Here is an 18,947-nt window from a genome sequence, read left to right as displayed (position 1 = left end):
GGCAAAAAGGAGCCCTTTTCACGAGGGGCTCCTTCTCTATGTCCATCATGTTACGTGTTGACTTGCACATCTCGTGCATCCTTTGGAACAGATTTATTTTTGGTAGGGGGTTGTTCCATTTTCTTCACTTCCAAGATGTCGAGCAAGAAAACAAAGGACGGAATTCCAACAATTAGTCCCCATACTCCAAAGAAATGCTCTGAAAAGATCAAAACGATAAACGTGTAGAAAATTGGCAAGTGAGTCTTCGTCGCCATTAAGCGAGGATTCAACACATATGCTTCCAGCGCGTGAACCACCATGATGAAGATGAGCAAATAGACGACGGTTGGGATACCACCGACACTGAAGGCGATGGCACTGAGTGGAATCAATGAAATGGCGACACCTGCAACCGGAATGAGTCCCAGTATGAAGACCATGATCGCGAGTCCCAATAGATTCGGAAAGCCCATGATCCATAGACCGATGACGGTGAAGGTCGTATTGAATAAGGCGATCAACAACTGTGTTTCGATTACTTTGCCAAAGGTCAGGATGAACTTTTGACTGAAGTAGGCGATCTCGTTGTATAACCAGGATAATTTGCTCGTACGAAATTGAGCGGTAAACGTAACGACATTGTCTTTGCCGAGCAGGAAAAACAGGCTCAAAATAATTGCCAGAAAGACATTGAACCCAACGTTTCTGACCACTGCGAGAAAATCAAGGCTGCCTTGAACGATGCCCTTCATATCTAGCTTCCCAACAACAGACATAAGATAGGGGGCAAACTCATTGTTCTGATTTTGGTGGTACACTTCCTCGATGGAATGGAACAATTGTCCGGTTTGGTGAATCAGAGCCGGAATGGCTTTCATCCCACCTACAACGAGAAAGAACGTCAGCAACATATAGAGAAAAATGAGAATCAGCTTGGGATGGATCGGCACGACTTTGTGTGTGACACGCGTGAGGTATTGATGCAGCCGATTCATTAAATAGGTAACTAAAAAGGTAAGCAAAACCATGTTCAGCATACTTCCCAAGGAGTAAAGCAACAAACAAAACAACGCCAAAATCCCAAATCGTCTTACATCCGGCTTTTGCAAGGCGGCAGCAAAGAAATTCATGGGAACATCCTTTCCAAGTGCTCTTTTCAGCACTCCCATCCGTATACGATGATTATACTGCGTCGGTGTGAACAATTATAGCACGCTTAAAAGCGAGTGGAGGGAAAGAAAAGGTTCCAGTTGCTTGAAAAAGTGCAACGAAACTATTTCGCCCAACGAAGCGTCAAAGGAAGGGAATGTTTGACAAGGGAGGCCAATCACCAATGAACATAAAAACAAAAACCGTGAGTCTCGTTACGGCGGTCGTACTCGGGGCAAGTGCGTGGACTTCTTCTGTCCATGCGGCTACGTTTTCCCAGATTCAGCCGTATACAACAGACTACAAGATCGGTTTTACGGACGGTAACAAGCTGGTCACTCAGGCCATTTATGATGATTTTGAGCTATCTTCCAAAAACATGATCGTAACAAAGGGCGGTAAAAAAGGAATTCTCGACGCGCGGACAGGGAAAGAAATAACTCCCGCGATTTGGGATTATATCGACATTCCGGATTCCAAAAATATCGCGATTGTTCAAAAAGGCGGCTGGTTCCAATATATCGATTTGAAGACGAACAAGCTGTCGACCATGAAGTTTGCTGGGGCGCATCCGTATTATTTATCCAATGAGCAGGGGACAGCGATTATGTTCTCAGGAAAATCATCGATGGTGATCCATGTAGATGGAAAGGTGCTGATTCCGCCAGTTGCAGGCAAGCTGTCGATGGTACAACTCGTTGCTCCTGATCAGACGGAAAATAAAGAGGCGGAGCAAAAGCGTTATTTCGTCGCGACTACTCCCAAAGAGCTCATCATGTACGATCCTGCTTCCGGCAAAAAGCTGTTTGCGCTGCCAAAAGCAGAACTGATTCCAAACGAAGGCGGTCCTGACACTGCCTATCTCAAGGTGCGATCCGGTGGAAAAGAAGGCTTGATTGATCGCAATGGCAAGTACGTACTCGAGCCGAAATACAATGCGCTCTATATTTGGAACAATGGATACTTTCAGGTGATCGGCCCCAAGGGACAAGGGCTGTGGAAGGACGGACGAATGCTGGCAGAGCCCATATATAAAGAAGTGGCGATCGAGCAAAATACGGATGTGTACTACACGGTTTCTGGAGATATCATTACTTATCATTCTAGATCCAAAGGTACGTCACATCCATTGAAAAAAGGTGCCCAGTTTTTGCATGGCAGCTATGTGTTGGGACAGGACCCTAAGACGAATCTGTACGGAGTCGTCCAGGTTGGAGGAGGAACGGTCATACCGTTCACTTATTCTTCGGTAGAAGGTCCGCCAGCGGCGCGCTTGCTCGTCCGCAGCGATGGGAAAAAAGCGATCCTCCCAGGCTGGGGAAAAGAAGTCAAGGAGCCAGATTTTTGGTTCGACTCGTATGTGACGTTGGGCAGCTACAGCATGCTTAGCATTAAGGACGGAAACAAAATCGGACTTTATTCTGAAGATGAAGGCTTGGTCCTGTCTCCTGTTGAGAATCGAATCATTCGCCACGAGGGAGTAACGGGGGAGGTGCTGGTAACAGAGCCGGATGGAAGGGTGCTGCGATACAGCATCGGTGGGAAACAAATAGAAGCTGTCAATCCCAATACGTTGTCCGATGATTTGACGAAAAAGTATGAGCCGGGAAAAGGCGAGATGATTGTGGACCGCAAGACGAACCAACCAATCAGCAAGCTCTACCAATATGTTTATATGGATTCCGATACCAATGTCATCGTTGCAATGGATCACGATTGGGCGGATCTTTATACCCCTGATGGCAAGCTGTTGACTACGGAGATCAAAGTCGCGGTGTGGAAATCAGGCAACGACGGACCGCCTCTTACCTTGATCAAAGTTGCTGATTCCGTATACACGATGGGTGTGAGAGCGGGGAATGTCGGAATGGCGATGATCAAGGTCGATGACGGGCAACTCCAGGCCGTGAGCGATTTTGTGTATCGTGATGCAAACCAAATGATAGTACAAAATCAAAAGATCGTGATGACAGCACGGTTGGACGGCACCCAGGATGTATGGGCGCAAGAAGGGAACCAGCTCGTAAGCAAGCTCACGAGCGTGAACGGTTTTCACACGGAATCTTATTTTGATCGGGTATTGATTCAGTCAACTACAGGATGGGATGTCTATTCACCACAGTTGCTCCGCTTAAGCACGGGCGATTATCAGTCCATGAAGTATATGCACGTATATGATCTTAAGACGGGTGCCATTGCCTACCAGGACAAGAAGACGGGATTGTACGGCCTTATGTCGCTGGAAGGAAAGGTGCTGACAGCGGCCAAATATGAGGCGATTTTGCCAACAAGCAAAGTATTCCCACAAGTGTGGAGCGAGGCAGACGTTCAGACGCCTTATGTATTCACAACCAAAGACCAGTTCGGTTATCTCGATCAAGGTGGGCAAGAGCAGTTTGCTACAAGATTCCTGACGAAAAAACCTGTGGTCTCCTATAGTCCGATCACGTTCCAATCGTTTACGGCCTACTCGGATACAATGCGAGCACGCCCGCTTGAGCTGATCGATTTCGGCAAACCGTATAGCTGGCCAGCTGGAGGCAACAGCGAGAGCCACTTTTTTGCCAATCTGGCGCTTTATTTAAATCTGCCGAAGGATGCAGGAAAGCAGGCGGTACTTGCTGAGCTGGTGTCCAAGGGAATCGTCAAGGCAGATGAGAACTGCTCTGTTATGAGTGACGAGGATATGTTCCGAGTGGCTTATTTCATGGCGACAGGCAAAACAAGCCAAGCGATGACGGCGCCACAGGTGATGGAGTGGGCACAGAAGCGGGGAATTGTGCCGGTACGAGAGGGAATGAGCTACTACATGACCATGAATTTGTACGCGGAGTATCAGCACATTTTGATGACAGAGCTCATGCGTTCCCTGAAAGGAAAAAAAGTGCTCAAGCCAAAGGTGTTAACGACGACTTCACTCAGTGACGCACAACAGCAAATGCTCACAACAGCACTGATCGTGAATGGAAAGCCAGCCAATCAACTGCGAGTGCCGCTCCCACAAGCCGAGTGGCAAAAAGCCATTCAAGGCTTGGTCAACCAGTACAACAAGCAAGCGGCTCAATTGTTGGCGGCCTATGAAGCGAAGCTGTGAGCAGATAAACATACAGGCGCGGGTGTTCATCCTGCGCCTTTTTACGTGCTATTAAAAAAACGGCCAATATTTTACAATTAACCAATAGAAGGCAGCGTGAACGCAAGCCGAGACGGCCAAGGACACAATGAACGAAACAAACGAAATCTGATCGAGCTTGTAAGCGACAAAGAAAAATATCGTAAAGGCAATAAAGGCGATAAACGTGCCTTCTTCCAAATAAGCAACTGCCAAATTCATTCCACCTCGATTCAAGAAAGGATACGTACTCATGATGATTACTGTCGAAAAATTAAGCATACAAGATGCAGCCAGCTTGTTTCAATTTGAAGTGCGTAATCGCGCCTTTTTCGAAAAATCGGTTCCCAGCCGGGGAGACTCTTACTACCAATATGACCATTTTTTACGGGGGCTGCAAGCCTTGCTCGACGAGCAGGAGCAAGGTATCTCGTTTTTTGGCCTCATCAAAAACAGCCAGGGTGACATCTTGGGCAGAATGAATTTGGTAGACATCGAGAAAGACGAAGGAATCGGACATCTCGGCTATCGAGTCGGGGAAGATACCGCTGGAAAAGGAGTGGCTTCACAGGCACTGAAGCTCTTTTTGGAGGGGCATGCTCCCCACTTGAATGTCAGAATGATCTGTGCGAAAACCACACTGGATAACATCTCCTCGCAAAAAGTGTTGCTGAAAAATGGATTCGAACCCTATGACATGGAGTCGGAAACACCGGATGACTTTCTCCACTATCGCTTGTGCGTTGTTTAAAAAGCTGCTGGCTGAAGGTAGGAAGCTACAGCCAAAAGTCCCCTGCCTGTAAAAGGTAAGGGGACTTTTGGCGTTACGGGGTGTTCAGTAATGGCTCCCACGGACGTCTCGTTCCGAGCATATCCGCGAGATGCTTGTTATCCTTGCGCCTGATTTTTCGTACCGCAGCACGCTCGTCAGCACCATTGTGCAGGAATACCTCCTCTTCCGTCTCCGGCACGATCTTGGGTACAGGGGTAGGCCGCCCATCCTCGCCAATCGCTACAAACGTGAGAAAGGATGTGGCACAGACGCATCGTACGCCCGTTAGCAAATCCTCCGCAACAATTTTGACGAATACCTCCATCGACGTGTTATGCGTCCATATGACGAAGGCTTCGAGTGCAACCTCATTGTCCACCCGGATTGGCTGCAAAAAGTCGACGGAATCTGTGGAGGCGGTCACAACCGGCCCCCGGGCATGCTTCATGGCAGAGATCGATGCAACATCGTCGATATGCGCCATCAGCCTGCCGCCGAACAGCGTATTGTGATTGTTTGTATCTGGGGGCAGCACATGGCTTGCCTTAAACGTGCGCGACTCCCGAACAAAACGTTGAATCGTCATAAAGGTAGCTCCCTTCTTTCTTGCAATCAGATTATGAATGATGAAAATCTTCTCTTCTTTTCATTGTTCCACAAAAAAATGGATCTATTCTTCTTCAGTGGAGTAAGGCGGCGAATTTTATCAAAGGCTATGGACGGGATAAGGTATGCAAGAGGAGGTTTTCTGGTTTGGGGGACTATGTGCAGTATTTCAATAATCTGGTTGCCTCGATCAATGATATTCCGAACAAGCTGATGAGCGTTGTATCTGTGATTCATGCACCTATTCAGCATTTGACGAACACATTGATTGTCACAAACATCCTGTTGGGTCTACTTGTACTGACCTCCATTGCGAATGTGTATATGCTTTGGCGAAACGGCAAAAAGAGACACTGATGCTGTTGCCAGTAATGTCATTTGCCGCTATACTTGTGGAGTAGTTTCTGGATAATAATGTAACGGTTGTTGCTACGACCGTCTCTATATCGAAATGGTATGCACGTAAAAACAGCGGAAAGGAGGGTATCCACATGAAAAAAAGATCATTACTGTCTTTGCCAAAAGGAATTGGATACTCCACCGCTGTTTTCTTTGATCTGGCTCAATCACGGGAGAAGTATGTCCAAAAACGGATATAGCGACCATCCTTTGATGTAGTGGGATTCATCAGGATACAGTGGAAAAACGCCACAGGTCGCATTCCTGTGGTTTTCTTTTTAGGGCACCGCAGGATTTCCTGTGGTGTTTTTTTATTTCGAAAAAGGGAGATGGATTGTATGCAAAGAAACGGAGAGAGCATTTACGTAAGACTGGTACAAGAATCGGATGCACAGAGCCTCTTGGCGCTTGAATTGAGAAACAGAGACTTCTTTCAAAACTTCACAGGGACGAGAGAAGAGGCGTTTTACACGCTGGAAGGACAAATCGACAGGATCAAGAGCGCGATGGCATTAAAAGAAGAAGACAGAGGATATGCTTTTGTCATCGCAAAAAAAGGACAGGATGAAATCATTGGGGAAGTCATCCTTTCAGAGGTCGTAAGAGTTAATCTGCAAAGCTGCTGGATCGGCTACTTCCTGGACAAAGAGCATAATGGAAAAGGCTACATGACGGAAGCCGTAAAGCTCGTCGTTGACTATGCCTTCGATACATTAGGTCTTCACCGTTTGGAAGCAGGAGTGATGCCGCATAATATAGGCTCGATCAAGGTGCTGCTAAAAGCTGGTTTCCACAAGGAAGGGATTGCCAAGAAAAACGTGAAAATTAATGGACGGTGGGAAGATCACCAAACACTGGCGATCGTCAAAGAAGAACAAGCCGACCAGGTGAAGCCCAAGGTTCAGCGCAAAAATCCTGGTACAGTTGCTCCGCCTATGGGACCCTATACACATCTGACGGTCGTTCCAAAAGGAGCCGATTTGCTCATACTTTCTGGGCAGGTAGGAATGGACCTTCACGGAGAGTTGCCGACAAATATGAAAGAACAAGTAGAAAACACGCTACAGAACATACTGCGCAATTTTGAAAGTGAGTCCGTAACTGCGGACCATATCATCAAAATCAATATATGGGCAACCGAGCAAATGGATTGGAAGCATTTTAATCAAGTGTGGGAGAAGTTCCATGGGGGGACACCGCCAGCGATGACCATGTCTTACGTCCCGTCATTGGCAGTCCCTTCGCTCAAAGTGGAGATAGAAGCTTGGGCAGCGAAATGGTAGGAAGGAAATAGAGGAGAAAGAAAAGGGTGAGGCTTTTTGCTTCATCCTTTTTTCTGTAACTTTTTTCTAGCAAATACGTCACTATTTTCAGGAGATAGAAAGATCGTGACGTTATTGCTGTTTTGAGAGCAAAAGATGTCAAAACATGAAGGAATATGCGGACGAATCGAGAAGTTCTTTCTATTAGCGGATTTTCCAAAAATAAGAGAAAAACAGAGGGGAACGAGGAACTTGCTTTTACGAGTAAATGTCAGCTTGCTAGCTGTTTTCTTTCTGATTTTGCTGATGCCTCTGTCCATTGCGCGAGCGGCCACCCATGTAGAAGTGGCGGTCGATCAGTTAAATATTCGAAGCGAGCCAGGTACGACTACCCAGATTGTTGCAACACTCAAAAAAGCGACGCGATTGCCAATCACCAAACAGCAAAAAGATTGGACACAGGTAAAGCTGCCGAACGGCAATACCGGATGGATCAATAATAAGTATGTGAAAATGATAGAAGTTCCACAGATCAAATATGTCAAAAGCAATGTGGACATGCTGAATGTTCGGGCAGAACCAAATCCCACTGCACAAATTTTGCAGATCATCGACAATAACGGTGTGTTTTTGCAAATGAGAAAGCAAGGGGAATGGGCACAAATTAAGCTGTCGGATCAAAAGAACGGCTGGGTGAAAGCTAGTTTCTTGACGGAGACAACGGCACCACCACCACCAAAACCACCCCAGGTACCAGCACAAATCCCAGACCCGACAACAATTCCAGCACCACCCCCTCCCCCTCCTGTACTCCCATCCAATACAGGGAGTGGATTCGGGCAAGGGACAATCGTATTAACCGAAGGCTATGAAGTTTATGCACAGCCAGATATTCTTGGTACCGTCATTGGTGAAATCCATGGCGGGATGACAATCAATCATTACGGATATGCAAATGGCTGGTACACCATCAACTTTAACGGGACCTATGCCTATATCTTCAAACCAATGGAACAGACTGGGGGCGTTCAGCCACCGTCGATTCCAACACCGGGGGCACCAGCGACTTTGCCAACAACACCGCCTCCCTCTGTACAAGAACTACAGATTCGCGTCAAAAATCCTGATTCCAACATCCGTAACGGTCCCACAACCGATCATGCCATTATCGGAACCGTTCAACCCGGACAAGTATTCCCGGTTGTGCAAACCGTAGGAGACTGGTACCTCATCAGGCTGGCAGACAATTCGACCGCCTACATCGCGGGGTGGATCGTAGATAAGATTCAACCAGCGGGTACTCTGCCACCGACAGGAGCAACGTACGAGTACAACAGTGGGATGATTGGAAACGAGAAAGTGTATATCTATCACACCCATAATCGTGAGTCATGGCGAAATGTTGCACGGAACCAACAAGGGAGCTCGGTAGATGATCCCGAGATTAACATCACGCTTGTTGGAAAAAGGCTGGGCGAGCTGTTGCAAGCAAGAGGTATTTCAGCAATGGCGAGCCAGGACGATTTCGCTCAGAGATTGAGGGAACAAAATAAAAGCTACTCGATGTCTTATACCGAGTCGTACAAGGCGGTAGCGGCAGCGGCTGCAACCAGTCCGCACTTGCAGTACATATTCGATATTCATCGGGACAGTGATGAGCCACGCAGCAAGGTAGCGATCACGATCAATGGCAAAACCTATTCCCGGATGCTGTTTGTAATCGGAACAGCGAACCCGAACCATCTGGCGAACAAAAAGCTGGCAGAAGAGCTGAACGCCCGTCTGGAAGCCTCTTATCCCGGTTTGTCGCGGGGGATTATCCTGAAAGGTTCAAATCAAGGGAATGGGGTGTACAATCAGTCCATTTCAGAGGGAGCCCTGCTTTTGGAATTCGGTGGTACGAACAACACCTTGGAAGAAGGCTATAATACAGCAGAAGCCTTTGCCGAAGTCTTTGGGAATTACCTGATCGAATCTCAAATCGCATTCAAATAAACGGTATTGACCGTTTATTTGAAGACCGCAAGCGGTCACATTCTGTTTTATGAAAAACATCGAGATGTTTTTCACAGGTTAAAGTAGCACGATTCTTTTCGCCACACGCGAGAGAATCGTGTTTTTTTCCAGGAGGATCATTACTATGGCTACGCATCAAGAACACATCCAATCTAACAATAACAGTCGCGGTCATCTTCAAGGTGACTGTGAAAGCTGCTTTGGCTTGTGCTGTGTGGCATTGCCTTTTGCTGCTTCCTCTGACTTTGCTATCAATAAAGACGCAGGCAAGCCCTGTAGTAACTTACAGGCAGACTTCCGGTGTGGTGTTCACACAAAGCTGAGAGACATCGGCTTTCGCGGTTGTACGGTCTACGATTGTTTTGGAGCGGGTCAAAAGGTGTCTCAAGTCACTTATGGGGGCCAAGATTGGCGTAAAGAACCCGGATCAGCGAAACAAATGTACGAAGTATTTCCGATCGTGTGGCAGCTTCATGAGCTTCTCTGGTATATGACGGAGGCGTTGACCAAGGAAGCTGCCCAGTCCCTCCATCCCGCGTTGCAGGAAGCTTTGGAGGAGACACAGCGCTTGGCGGATCAGAGTCCCGAGGCCATCCTGAAGCTGGACGTCGCTCTTCATCGAGCAAAAGTTAACGAACTATTGCTACGGACAAGTGAACTGGTACGCAAGGACGCTGTTGCCAAGTACAAAGGGGGCAAGCAAGGAAAGTCCTACGGTCGAGGCGCTGATCTCATCGGTGCCAAGCTCAAAGGCGCTGATTTGCGAGGAGCCCAATTGCGCGGTGCTTATTTGATTGCTGCTGATCTGAGAGGAGCAGATTTGCGGGGAGCTGACCTCATTGGTGCTGATTTTCGCGATTCAGACGTGAGCGGAGCGAACTTGACGGAGACGTTGTTTCTCACGCAGGTTCAGCTCAACGCGGCGAAGGGCGATGCAAGCACCAAGCTGCCACCATCGTTCACCCGTCCATCGCATTGGGCTAAATAATGAACCAAAAGCAGGATGTCATTCGTTGACAGCCTGCTTTTTTTTCCGTCATTTGTTTACCTCCAAGATCAGATGCATTTTACGAGTGTGGATTTAAATGCAGGCCGATTATTTCTATTGTTTCGACTACCGCTACTCTTTTCGGGCCTTCCATAAAATATCCGATCACGCCAAGCTCCATTCTTTTTGTGTGGACCTCTTTACGCATATGGGGGAAAAGGATCCACATGCGTGCAGTTCCTTCTGTAGGAACAGGGCTTGTGTTATCTAAAATGATTTCTCCGTGATCATCCTCAAATTCAGGATGGATGGCAAAGATGCCTGTTATGCTTATGTCATCCCCCTCGTAAGAAAAATCACTTCGATAGCCTTGAAACGGTGTCGACTTTCTCCCGCCTTCATTTTCCGAGTAAAATCGATACTTCACCCGAAAATCAGCGGGGTGTCTCCTTATTTCTTCATAGGGTATCCACACGTTATTTCCTCCGATCCTTGAAAAACGTTGTTAATACATTTCTACTTTTGCCGTATTAACTATCGTGAGGCTCACAACCAAACAAATTGCGCAATTTGTTTATTCCATCCAGAAGGGAGGGGAAGTAGTTGGAGATTGCCCCAGTGAACACAGGCATCTGCCAAACAGAAGAACACGAAAAGCAAGTGGAAGGCATGTCGACCGAAACTTTTACCCACATTTATGGGGCGTACTATAAGCGCGTCTACAAATATATTTGCTATCGTATCAATAATCACTACACAGCGGAAGAAATATGCAGTCATGTGTTTGAAATGGTGATTTCAAAATACAGCAGCTTCTCGCCGGATAAATCAAACTTTGAGGTCTGGTTGTTTGCGATCGCTAGAAACGCGGTGACAGATTACTTCCGCTCACAGAAAAAAAGAATCAGCTTTTCATTGGATTCGATTCTGAATTTGGTCTTGCCGAAGTCGTCACCGGAGGACATCGTGATCCGCGACGACAATCATCAAGCCTTATTTCAAGCGCTGACGAAGCTGAGTGACAAGGAACGCAATATTATCGCCATGAAATATGCGGCTGGTCTTAAAAACGCAGAAATCGCAGAACTGCTTGGTGTGAGTGGTTCAAATATTGGCGTCGTGCTCTACAGATGCTTGAAAAAGCTGCAAATGGAATTGCAAAAAGGGGGCTTCCGTTATGAAGAGTAAGCATAATCTCGACGATTTTCGTGAACTCACCGACTTGCTTACTGATCTGGAGCTGGATGACGCCACTCCAAAAGTCAACATATACAATCGGTTGAAATTCAAATTGGAATCAGGAAACATACAACTACATGAAAAGGACGGGATTTATATGAAAATGAATAAATGGAAAGCCGCCACAGTTAGTGCTGTTGCTGTTGTTTGCCTGTTAGGTGCATTCTCGACTACGTCGTTTGCCCAAGGAATGCTCCAGACGATCTTGGCACGCTTTCAGGTGGGGAACATGGAAATTACCCAATACGATAAAGAGCTGCCTGCTACACAGTCCAATACCCAAGGAAGCAATACACCTATAGAACTAAAGGAACACCCACAGATGACATTGGAAGAAGCACGCGCAGCTAGCAAAATGGACTTTCCCGCACCGACATGGATGCCAGAGCATTATTCCAATTACAACACCCTCATTCAAGCCGAGGGTATGGTAGAAGTTCAGTATGAAAAAGAGGAAGAGTTTATTTCCTTCTTGATTTCAAAGGGTGGCGAAAACGGCATCAACACGACAGAGGGTGTCAAGATCGAAACCATTGGCGGGAAAAAGGTATATTTCGCTAACGGAATCGTGATTTGGGAGCATGAAGGATTTACGGTTGAGCTGTACCATCAGAAGGACCTTGATACTACGACCCTTGGCAACATCATCAAATCCTTCACTATTAAAAAATAAGCAGTTATTACTTAACCACGTACCGCGGCACACTGACTTCGATTGCTTTTCGAGGTCGGTGATCGTCTAGGTATTCCACTCAAGATGGGCCTAATACAGGGCCCATTTTTCTATGTGCCGTCACAGAGTGTTAAAAATCATGTAACGAATCAGACACCCTCTAGGGTCAAAAGTCCTGCTACAATGACACATGACCGGAGATATACTGGGTAAATCAAAAAACTCTCTCACGAAGATGAATGCGAAAAGGGGGTTACAGGAGAGAGAATTATTTGTGAATTTTTTCACGTATAATTGTGATGTTTTTCACAAAGTCGTCATGTATGCCGGTTTCCCCACAGATATAATTCTGGTACATAAAGGCCAAAACGCGAATAGAAAGGGATCTTGTACATGGACATAGTGGATTTGGGACGACTTCAATTTGCGATAACAACGATCTTTCATTTTGTTTTTGTGCCGATTTCCATTGGGCTGTCTTTATTGGTAGCCATTATGGAAACGATGTATGTAGTAAAAAAGAATGATTTGTACAAAAAGATGGCCAAGTTTTGGGGAACCTTTTTGCTCATCAATTTTGCTGTCGGGATTGTGACAGGGATTATGCAGGAGTTCCAATTTGGGATGAACTGGTCTGATTTCTCACGATTCGTCGGTGACGTATTTGGGACACCACTAGCGATTGAGGCCCTCTTAGCATTTTTCCTCGAATCGACTTTTATTGGACTATGGGTGTTTGGTTGGGATCGTTTGTCCAAAGGTGTGCATCTCGCATGTATTTGGCTCGTATCCATCGGAACGATTCTTTCGGCTCTTTGGATTCTGGCAGCCAACTCGTTCATGCAGCAGCCAGTTGGCTTCGCTATCAATAACGGACGTGCAGAGATGGTCGATTTCTTTGCTCTTCTTACCAATGGACAATTACTATATGAATTCCCGCATACCGTATTTGCGGCAATTGCGACAGGTGCCTTCCTGGTAGCAGGTATCAGTGCTTGGAAGCTGTTGAAAAAACAAGATGTTACATTCTTTGTGCAATCTTTCAAAATTGCGATCGTGGTCGCATTGATTTCCTCGCTCGCTATTGCTCAATTTGGTCATGGTCAGGCACAGTATTTGGTTGCTACCCAACCGATGAAAATGGCAGCGAGTGAAGGGCTGTGGAAAACAAGCGCTGACCCAGCTCCCTGGACGGTTTTTGCAACGATTGATCCAGAAAAACAAGAAAACGGCTTTGAAATAAAAATTCCTTACTTGCTTAGCGTTTTGACGTACAACTCGCTTTCAGGTTCTGTACCGGGCATGCTGGAATTGCAGGCAGAGTATGAGAAAACCTACGGTCCAGGAAACTACATCCCACCAGTTCGGACGACCTTCTGGAGCTTCCGCATCATGGTGGCGGGCGGTAGTGCGATGATTTTACTGGCTTTGTACGGGGCATATCTCGCTTTACGCAAAAAGCTGGAACAGCCAAATAAGCGATTCATGCAGCTGATGGTTGCGGGTATCTCGTTGCCATTCATCGCAAACTCAGCGGGGTGGATCATGACGGAGGTAGGTCGTCAGCCATGGACGGTATTTGGGCTGTTGCGTGTTGAAGATTCGGTTTCCCCAAGCATTAGCACAGGAGCGGTATGGTTCTCTCTCATCGCCTTCACGACGATTTATCTCATCCTGCTGTGCCTCTTGGCTTATCTGTTTGCTCGTGTGGCCAAAAAAGGACCGGAATTGGATGGTCATGAGGAAGTAGAGGATTTGCAGCTTCAGGATCCATTTGATCGTGTAAGGAGTGAACGTTATGGAGCTTAATGAACTGTGGTTCCTGCTCATTGCCGTACTGTTTACCGGATTTTTCTTTCTCGAAGGGTTCGACTTTGGGGTCGGCATGGCGACACGCCTGCTATCACGAAATGATTTGCAAACCCGGGTTCTGATCAATACGATTGGCCCGTTCTGGGATGCCAATGAAGTGTGGCTGATTACAGCCGCTGGTGCGATGTTCGCAGCGTTTCCAGAGTGGTATTCCACGATGTTTAGCGGATATTATCTCGTGCTTACGCTGATTCTGCTTGCGTTGATTGGGCGAGGGGTAGCCTTTGAATTTAGAGGCAAAGGGAAAGGCGAGGCTTGGAAAAAGACGTGGGACGCAGCGATTCTGATTGGAAGCTTTGTCCCGCCGATGTTGTTCGGAATGGTGTTTGCCAGCTTGGTGAAGGGTGTGCCGATTGATCAGAATATGGAAATGACTGCGGGCTTCTCTGATATTGTGAATGGATACTCGTTGTGGGCAGGTGTGACAGTTACAGGACTATGCTTGTTGCACGGTCTGAACTTTATCTCGCTGCGCACTGTGGGCGAGCTGCGTGAAAAATCACGTGTACTGGCAGCAAAGCTGTTACCGATGCAGGCGGTTCTCATGGCAGTGCTTGTAGGGTGGACATTCATGGTAACGGATCTGTTTGAGCGGCAGGGTGTATTGTTGACAGTAGCGGTACTCTTAGGTGTTATCGCTTTTGTACTGGCTCGTCACTACTTGAGACAAGGCAGAGAAGGCTGGGCTTTCGGGATGACAGGTGCGATGATCCTGTTGACGTTCGTCTCGATGTTTATCGGTTTGTTCCCACGGGTGATGGTCAGCACGATTGATAGTGCGTTTGATTTGACCCTTTATAATGCTGCTTCGAGTCCATACACGTTAAAAGCAATGACCATTGTTGCAGCAGTGCTTTTACCGTTTGTGCTAGCCTATCAGGCTTGGAGCTACTTCGTTTTCCACAAACGAGTCACTGAAAAGGATCATTTGGAGTACTAATGGACAAGGAATTGTTCCGCTTACAAGGAATCCGACCGGTTATGCTGCTGCTAGCCGGTCTTTCCCTCCTGCAAAGTGCGGCGATTATCGGTCAGGCCTTGTTTTTGGCGAAGTCGATTGCGATCTTGTTTGAAGGTCAAACGGTTCAGATGGCGTATCAGCCGCTTGCCCTGTTTTTGGTCCTGATAGTCGCTCGCCATACCATCGTTTGGCTACAAAAGAAAGTCGCTGGCCGTTTTGCAGAAGCTGCCAGTGAGTCTTTGCAAGGGCGCGTTCTATCCCGATTGTTCGAGCGTGGTCCACGTTTTGCAGCCAGTGAAGGAAGCGGAAAGCTTGTTACGCTTGTTCTGGAAGGGGTAGATCGTGTACGTACCTACCTGGAGTTGTCTGTTCCGCGTACGCTGGATATGGTTTTTGTTACGTTTCCGCTTCTGGCATTTGTCTACAGGCAAGATGTGATTTCTGGACTAATCCTGATAGTAACGATGCCGGTTCTCATCGGATTTTTTATCGTTCTCGGTCTGGCGGCGCGTAAACAGGCAGACAAACAATGGCGATCGTATCGAATGCTTTCCCATCATTTCACCGATTCGCTCCGCGGGCTTGCGACGCTCCGGTTTTTGGGACGCAGCAAAGACCACGGGGAGACTGTCGGAAGAGTGAGCGATCAATATCGATCCGCTACGATGCGAACGTTGCGCGTGGCCTTCTTGTCTTCTTTGGCACTCGACTTTTTCAGCATGCTGTCAGTTGCGTTTGTGGCGGTTGGTCTTGGGTTGCGGCTGATTGAAGGGAACGTTGGCTTTGAAACGGCATTGGTCATCCTGATTCTTGCACCAGAATACTTTTTGCCAGTACGGATGCTTGGATCGGATTATCATGCCTCATTGGATGGCAAGGAAGCGCTGGAGACGATTCGTACCATTATCGATAGGGCCGCTACAGATGAACATAAGGCGGAACCGGAAGTAACGGTTAGTCAGACATCTGTGACAGGTGTATGGAATGGAACGATTACCTTGTCCGATATTCGGGTCGTCGGTGAGGATGGCAGACAGGTACTGGGTGAGGTATCCGCGGAATTGGGCAGCAATAGGAGAAGAGTGGGCATTGTAGGGGCGAGCGGGGCAGGAAAATCAACCCTTCTCGGAGTGCTAGGCGGCTTTTCTGAACCCGAAGCTGGCGTGATACAAGTAAATGGTCAACCCATTTCGTGGGATGCGAAGCAGGAGTGGCAGCGGCAAATCGCTTACATTCCACAGCATCCGTATTTATTCAATCAATCGTTGACGGATAACATTCGCTTCTATGAACCGGAAGCGACGCAGGAACAGGTGGAGCAGGTGATTCGTGATGTCGGTCTGGGAGAGCTGGTGGACAGCTTGCCAAATGGCTGTGACGAAATCATTGGCGAAGGGGGACGCACGTTAAGTGGCGGACAGTCACAGCGGGTTGCATTAGGACGTGCGCTGCTTGGTAACCGACCAGTGATTTTGCTCGACGAGCCGACTGCTCACTTAGATATTGAAACGGAATGGGAGCTCAAACAGACCATGTTGTCGGTGTTGGGGGACAGGCGCGTATTTTTGGCCACACATCGCTTGCATTGGATGCGAGACATGGATTGGATTTGGGTAATGGACCAGGGACGACTGGTAGAAACGGGTACCTATGAACAGCTCGTTGCACAAAAAGGCGTATTTTATCGGTTGTTGACAGCTAGTGCCAAGGGGGAGAAAGGATGAAGGAAGCGCGAGAAGGCAATCAGGGGTGGTTTCTTCCATACTTTCGCCAGTTTTTCTGGCAGTTTGCCGCAGCGGCTTTGCTGGGAACCTTGGCAGTGGCATGTGCGAGTGCTTTGCTGTATACGTCCGGGTATTTGATTTCCCGCTCCGCACTCAAGCCCGAAAACGTCTTAATGGTCTATGTTCCGATCGTACTTGTCCGGGCATTTGGCTTTAGCAAAGCAGTCATTCAGTACCTGGAACGTTTGGTTGGACATGATGCAGCTCTGCGTGTGTTGTCGCGTATGCGTGTGCGATTGTACCAGACAATCGAACTGCAAGATCAGCTCCTCCGCACTCGTTTTCGTACGGGAGATCTGCTTGGTGTACTAGCGGATGACATCGAGCAACTACAAAATGTTTATCTGCGCTTTGTGCTGCCAGCCGTCTCGGCGGTGCTCCTCTACGGGGCAGGGATTGTGGCACTTGGACGAATGGACGGGATGTTCGCGCTGCTGATGGCGTTGTACTGTGGTTTTCTGCTGCTTGTTGCACCCGCAGTAGTCTTGTGGTCATCCATTGCCAAGAGTCGTCGGTTCAAGCAGGAGAGACAGGCCGCATATCGGGAGTTGACTGATGCTGTTTTTGGCATGAGTGATTGGATTCTTAGTGGTCGTACCCAGCAGTTTCTCCAGTTATTTTCGAGACGGCAAAAGACAGCTGCCCAGATCGAAAACGGCATCCGACGCGGAGAATGGCGAGTACAGTGGATGTCGCAGTGTGCAATCGGTGGAGCCATTGTCTTACTGGTCATCTGGGCGGGTGGACTTGCCGGTGCGAATCAGATTCCTGTTACGTTGATTGCTGCGATTGGGCTGGTCGCATTTCCGTTGATGGATGCGTTTGCCCGTATTTCTGATGCAGTTGTGCGAATGCCAGAATACAAGGAGTCTCTGGAGCGGCTTCGGGAGATCGAGGGCGGTCGTCCCTTTGTGGAAGCGCAGAAGGAAAAGGTGGCAGATCAAGCTGGGGGCATTTTGAAGTTCGAGCATGTTCGTTTTCGCTACCCACAAGCCAGCAGTTGGAGTGTGCAGGACGTGTCTTTTGATGTGCCTCAAGGGGGGGAAATTGCGTTGCTCGGCCGCAGCGGAGCTGGTAAATCGACAATACTGAACTTGATTCGAGGGGCCTTACAGCCGGAAGTAGGTCAGGTGACTGTAAATGGACAGCCTGTCCAGTCAGAAGAGGCTTCTGCTTGTTTGTTTTCCGTGTTGAATCAGCAGCCGTATTTGTTTGACACAACCGTAGCAAATAACATTAGGCTTGGTCGACCCGATGCGTCCGATGAAGAGGTTCGTGCCGTGACAGCTCAAGTCGGTCTGGATCAGCTGATTGAATCCCTACCAGACGGTTATCAAACACGGATGCAGGAAACCGGTCTGCGCTTCTCTGGCGGAGAGAGGCAACGTATTGCCCTTGCCCGGATTTTGCTGCAAAACAAGCCGATTGTTCTCCTGGATGAACCGACGGTGGGATTAGATCCGTTGACTGAACGCGATTTGATGGCAACGATCTTCCGTGTCTTGCAAGGGAAAACATTGATTTGGGTGACGCACCACTTGAGCGGGTTAGAGCAAATGGACGAGATCATTTTTATGGAGCAGGGATTCATCTCGATGCGAGGGACACATGAGGAGTTGTATCAGGACAATCCAAGGTATCGCAACCTGTATACAATGGACTGTCCGTTGGTGTCCATGTTGGAAAAATGAGAAGAGGAAGGGAGGCTGTTCCGGAGAGGGACAGCTTTTTTCTTTTAAGATAGGGCCTCGCTGGTTACACCCCGGTAGTAATGAGTGTGCCCGTCATCATAAGTGGTTTGCCCTGAAAACTCGTGGTAATGACTTCCGTCTGGCAACGGAATAGGCGGACCCGTCCATCCCCTGTAGTGATGCACATGTCCATCATTAAAAGTAGTGGTACCTTCGTAGTAATGGACGTGCCGATCTCTCATTCCTTCTGGGGGCGATGTTCTGCCACGGATTCGGTGACGATGACGATCCGAAATGCTCGTCAGTGTGTCATACCCATGAAAATGCCCGGGTCGATCTGCAAATCGAATAAAGCGTAATGAATGAGAGTGCTGAGAGCTCATCAAGAAACGCCCCTTTGCATGCATTTATCACTAATAAATGCGTTTGTCAGCCGTTTCG

At 47.9% G+C, this 18,947-nt stretch carries 17 protein-coding genes; 12 read left to right on the top strand and 5 right to left on the bottom strand.

Going from position 1 to position 18,947, the window contains the following annotated elements:
- Window positions 1–50: 50 nt before the first annotated feature.
- Window positions 51–1,112, bottom strand: coding sequence for an AI-2E family transporter (locus BBR47_RS23105; protein WP_015892848.1), 1,062 nt, complete (start codon window positions 1,110–1,112; stop codon window positions 51–53).
- Window positions 1,113–1,315: 203 nt separating this feature from the next.
- On the opposite strand from BBR47_RS23105, the gene BBR47_RS23100 reads away from it, so the two are divergent.
- Entirely contained in the window at window positions 1,316–4,225 is a 2,910-nt protein-coding gene (locus BBR47_RS23100; RefSeq protein ID WP_015892847.1) for a WG repeat-containing protein, read from the top strand.
- Between the two features lie 51 nt (window positions 4,226–4,276).
- Here the strand turns inward: BBR47_RS23100 and BBR47_RS23095 are convergent, their stop codons facing one another.
- Window positions 4,277–4,465 carry a hypothetical protein gene (locus tag BBR47_RS23095; protein WP_231850512.1) on the bottom strand — a complete coding sequence of 63 codons (189 nt, stop codon included), beginning with the start codon at window positions 4,463–4,465 and terminating at the stop codon, window positions 4,277–4,279.
- A gap of 31 nt (window positions 4,466–4,496) precedes the next feature.
- Here BBR47_RS23095 and BBR47_RS23090 point away from each other — a divergent pair, with 31 nt between their 5' ends.
- On the top strand, window positions 4,497–4,994 hold the full coding sequence (locus tag BBR47_RS23090) for a GNAT family N-acetyltransferase (RefSeq protein ID WP_015892846.1): 498 nt from the start codon (window positions 4,497–4,499) through the stop codon (window positions 4,992–4,994).
- Window positions 4,995–5,067: 73 nt separating this feature from the next.
- Here the strand turns inward: BBR47_RS23090 and BBR47_RS23085 are convergent, their stop codons facing one another.
- A complete protein-coding gene (locus BBR47_RS23085) occupies window positions 5,068–5,601 on the bottom strand; it encodes an acyl-CoA thioesterase (protein WP_015892845.1) in 534 nt (177 codons plus the stop codon).
- Window positions 5,602–5,768: 167 nt separating this feature from the next.
- Here BBR47_RS23085 and BBR47_RS23080 point away from each other — a divergent pair, with 167 nt between their 5' ends.
- From BBR47_RS23080 to BBR47_RS23065, 4 genes are all read left to right on the top strand, one after another.
- Complete coding sequence (locus BBR47_RS23080; protein ID WP_041749598.1) at window positions 5,769–5,978, top strand: hypothetical protein; 210 nt, start codon at window positions 5,769–5,771, stop codon at window positions 5,976–5,978.
- Window positions 5,979–6,358: 380 nt separating this feature from the next.
- Complete coding sequence (locus tag BBR47_RS23075; protein WP_015892842.1) at window positions 6,359–7,303, top strand: GNAT family N-acetyltransferase; 945 nt, start codon at window positions 6,359–6,361, stop codon at window positions 7,301–7,303.
- 231 nt (window positions 7,304–7,534) lie between these two features.
- On the top strand, window positions 7,535–9,277 hold the full coding sequence (gene spoIIP / locus BBR47_RS23070) for a stage II sporulation protein P (protein WP_041749597.1): 1,743 nt from the start codon (window positions 7,535–7,537) through the stop codon (window positions 9,275–9,277).
- Window positions 9,278–9,422: 145 nt separating this feature from the next.
- Complete coding sequence (locus tag BBR47_RS23065) at window positions 9,423–10,286, top strand: pentapeptide repeat-containing protein (protein WP_015892840.1); 864 nt, start codon at window positions 9,423–9,425, stop codon at window positions 10,284–10,286.
- Between the two features lie 79 nt (window positions 10,287–10,365).
- On the opposite strand, the gene BBR47_RS23060 is transcribed toward BBR47_RS23065, so the two are convergent.
- Window positions 10,366–10,761 carry a hypothetical protein gene (locus BBR47_RS23060; protein WP_041749596.1) on the bottom strand — a complete coding sequence of 132 codons (396 nt, stop codon included), beginning with the start codon at window positions 10,759–10,761 and terminating at the stop codon, window positions 10,366–10,368.
- 128 nt (window positions 10,762–10,889) lie between these two features.
- Between BBR47_RS23060 and BBR47_RS23055 the strand changes: the two genes are divergently transcribed.
- From BBR47_RS23055 to cydC, 6 genes are all read left to right on the top strand, one after another.
- Window positions 10,890–11,474 (top strand): sigma-70 family RNA polymerase sigma factor, encoded by a 585-nt coding sequence (locus BBR47_RS23055; protein ID WP_050763842.1) that lies wholly within the window; start codon window positions 10,890–10,892, stop codon window positions 11,472–11,474.
- The gene (locus BBR47_RS23050; RefSeq protein WP_015892837.1) at window positions 11,464–12,198 is read left to right on the top strand and encodes a hypothetical protein; all 735 of its coding nucleotides are present in this window, start codon (window positions 11,464–11,466) and stop codon (window positions 12,196–12,198) included. The genes BBR47_RS23055 and BBR47_RS23050 overlap by 11 nt, the downstream gene beginning before the upstream one ends.
- A gap of 393 nt (window positions 12,199–12,591) precedes the next feature.
- Window positions 12,592–14,007 (top strand): cytochrome ubiquinol oxidase subunit I, encoded by a 1,416-nt coding sequence (locus BBR47_RS23045; protein WP_015892836.1) that lies wholly within the window; start codon window positions 12,592–12,594, stop codon window positions 14,005–14,007.
- Window positions 13,997–15,010, top strand: coding sequence for a cytochrome d ubiquinol oxidase subunit II (gene cydB, locus BBR47_RS23040; RefSeq protein WP_015892835.1), 1,014 nt, complete (start codon window positions 13,997–13,999; stop codon window positions 15,008–15,010). The genes BBR47_RS23045 and cydB overlap by 11 nt, the downstream gene beginning before the upstream one ends.
- Entirely contained in the window at window positions 15,010–16,755 is a 1,746-nt protein-coding gene (gene cydD, locus BBR47_RS23035; protein ID WP_015892834.1) for a thiol reductant ABC exporter subunit CydD, read from the top strand. Before cydB ends, cydD begins: the two co-directional genes overlap by 1 nt.
- Window positions 16,752–18,506 (top strand): thiol reductant ABC exporter subunit CydC, encoded by a 1,755-nt coding sequence (cydC, locus tag BBR47_RS23030; protein ID WP_015892833.1) that lies wholly within the window; start codon window positions 16,752–16,754, stop codon window positions 18,504–18,506. Before cydD ends, cydC begins: the two co-directional genes overlap by 4 nt.
- Window positions 18,507–18,550: 44 nt before the next feature.
- Here cydC and BBR47_RS30575 read toward each other — a convergent pair whose 3' ends face one another.
- The gene (locus BBR47_RS30575) at window positions 18,551–18,889 is read right to left on the bottom strand and encodes a YmaF family protein (protein WP_015892832.1); all 339 of its coding nucleotides are present in this window, start codon (window positions 18,887–18,889) and stop codon (window positions 18,551–18,553) included.
- Between the last annotated feature and the right edge of the window lie 58 nt (window positions 18,890–18,947).

It is taken from the genome of Brevibacillus brevis NBRC 100599, from assembly GCF_000010165.1.
Lineage (GTDB): Bacteria > Bacillota > Bacilli > Brevibacillales > Brevibacillaceae > Brevibacillus > Brevibacillus brevis_D.
This window is presented reverse-complemented; position numbering and strand designations above follow the sequence as displayed.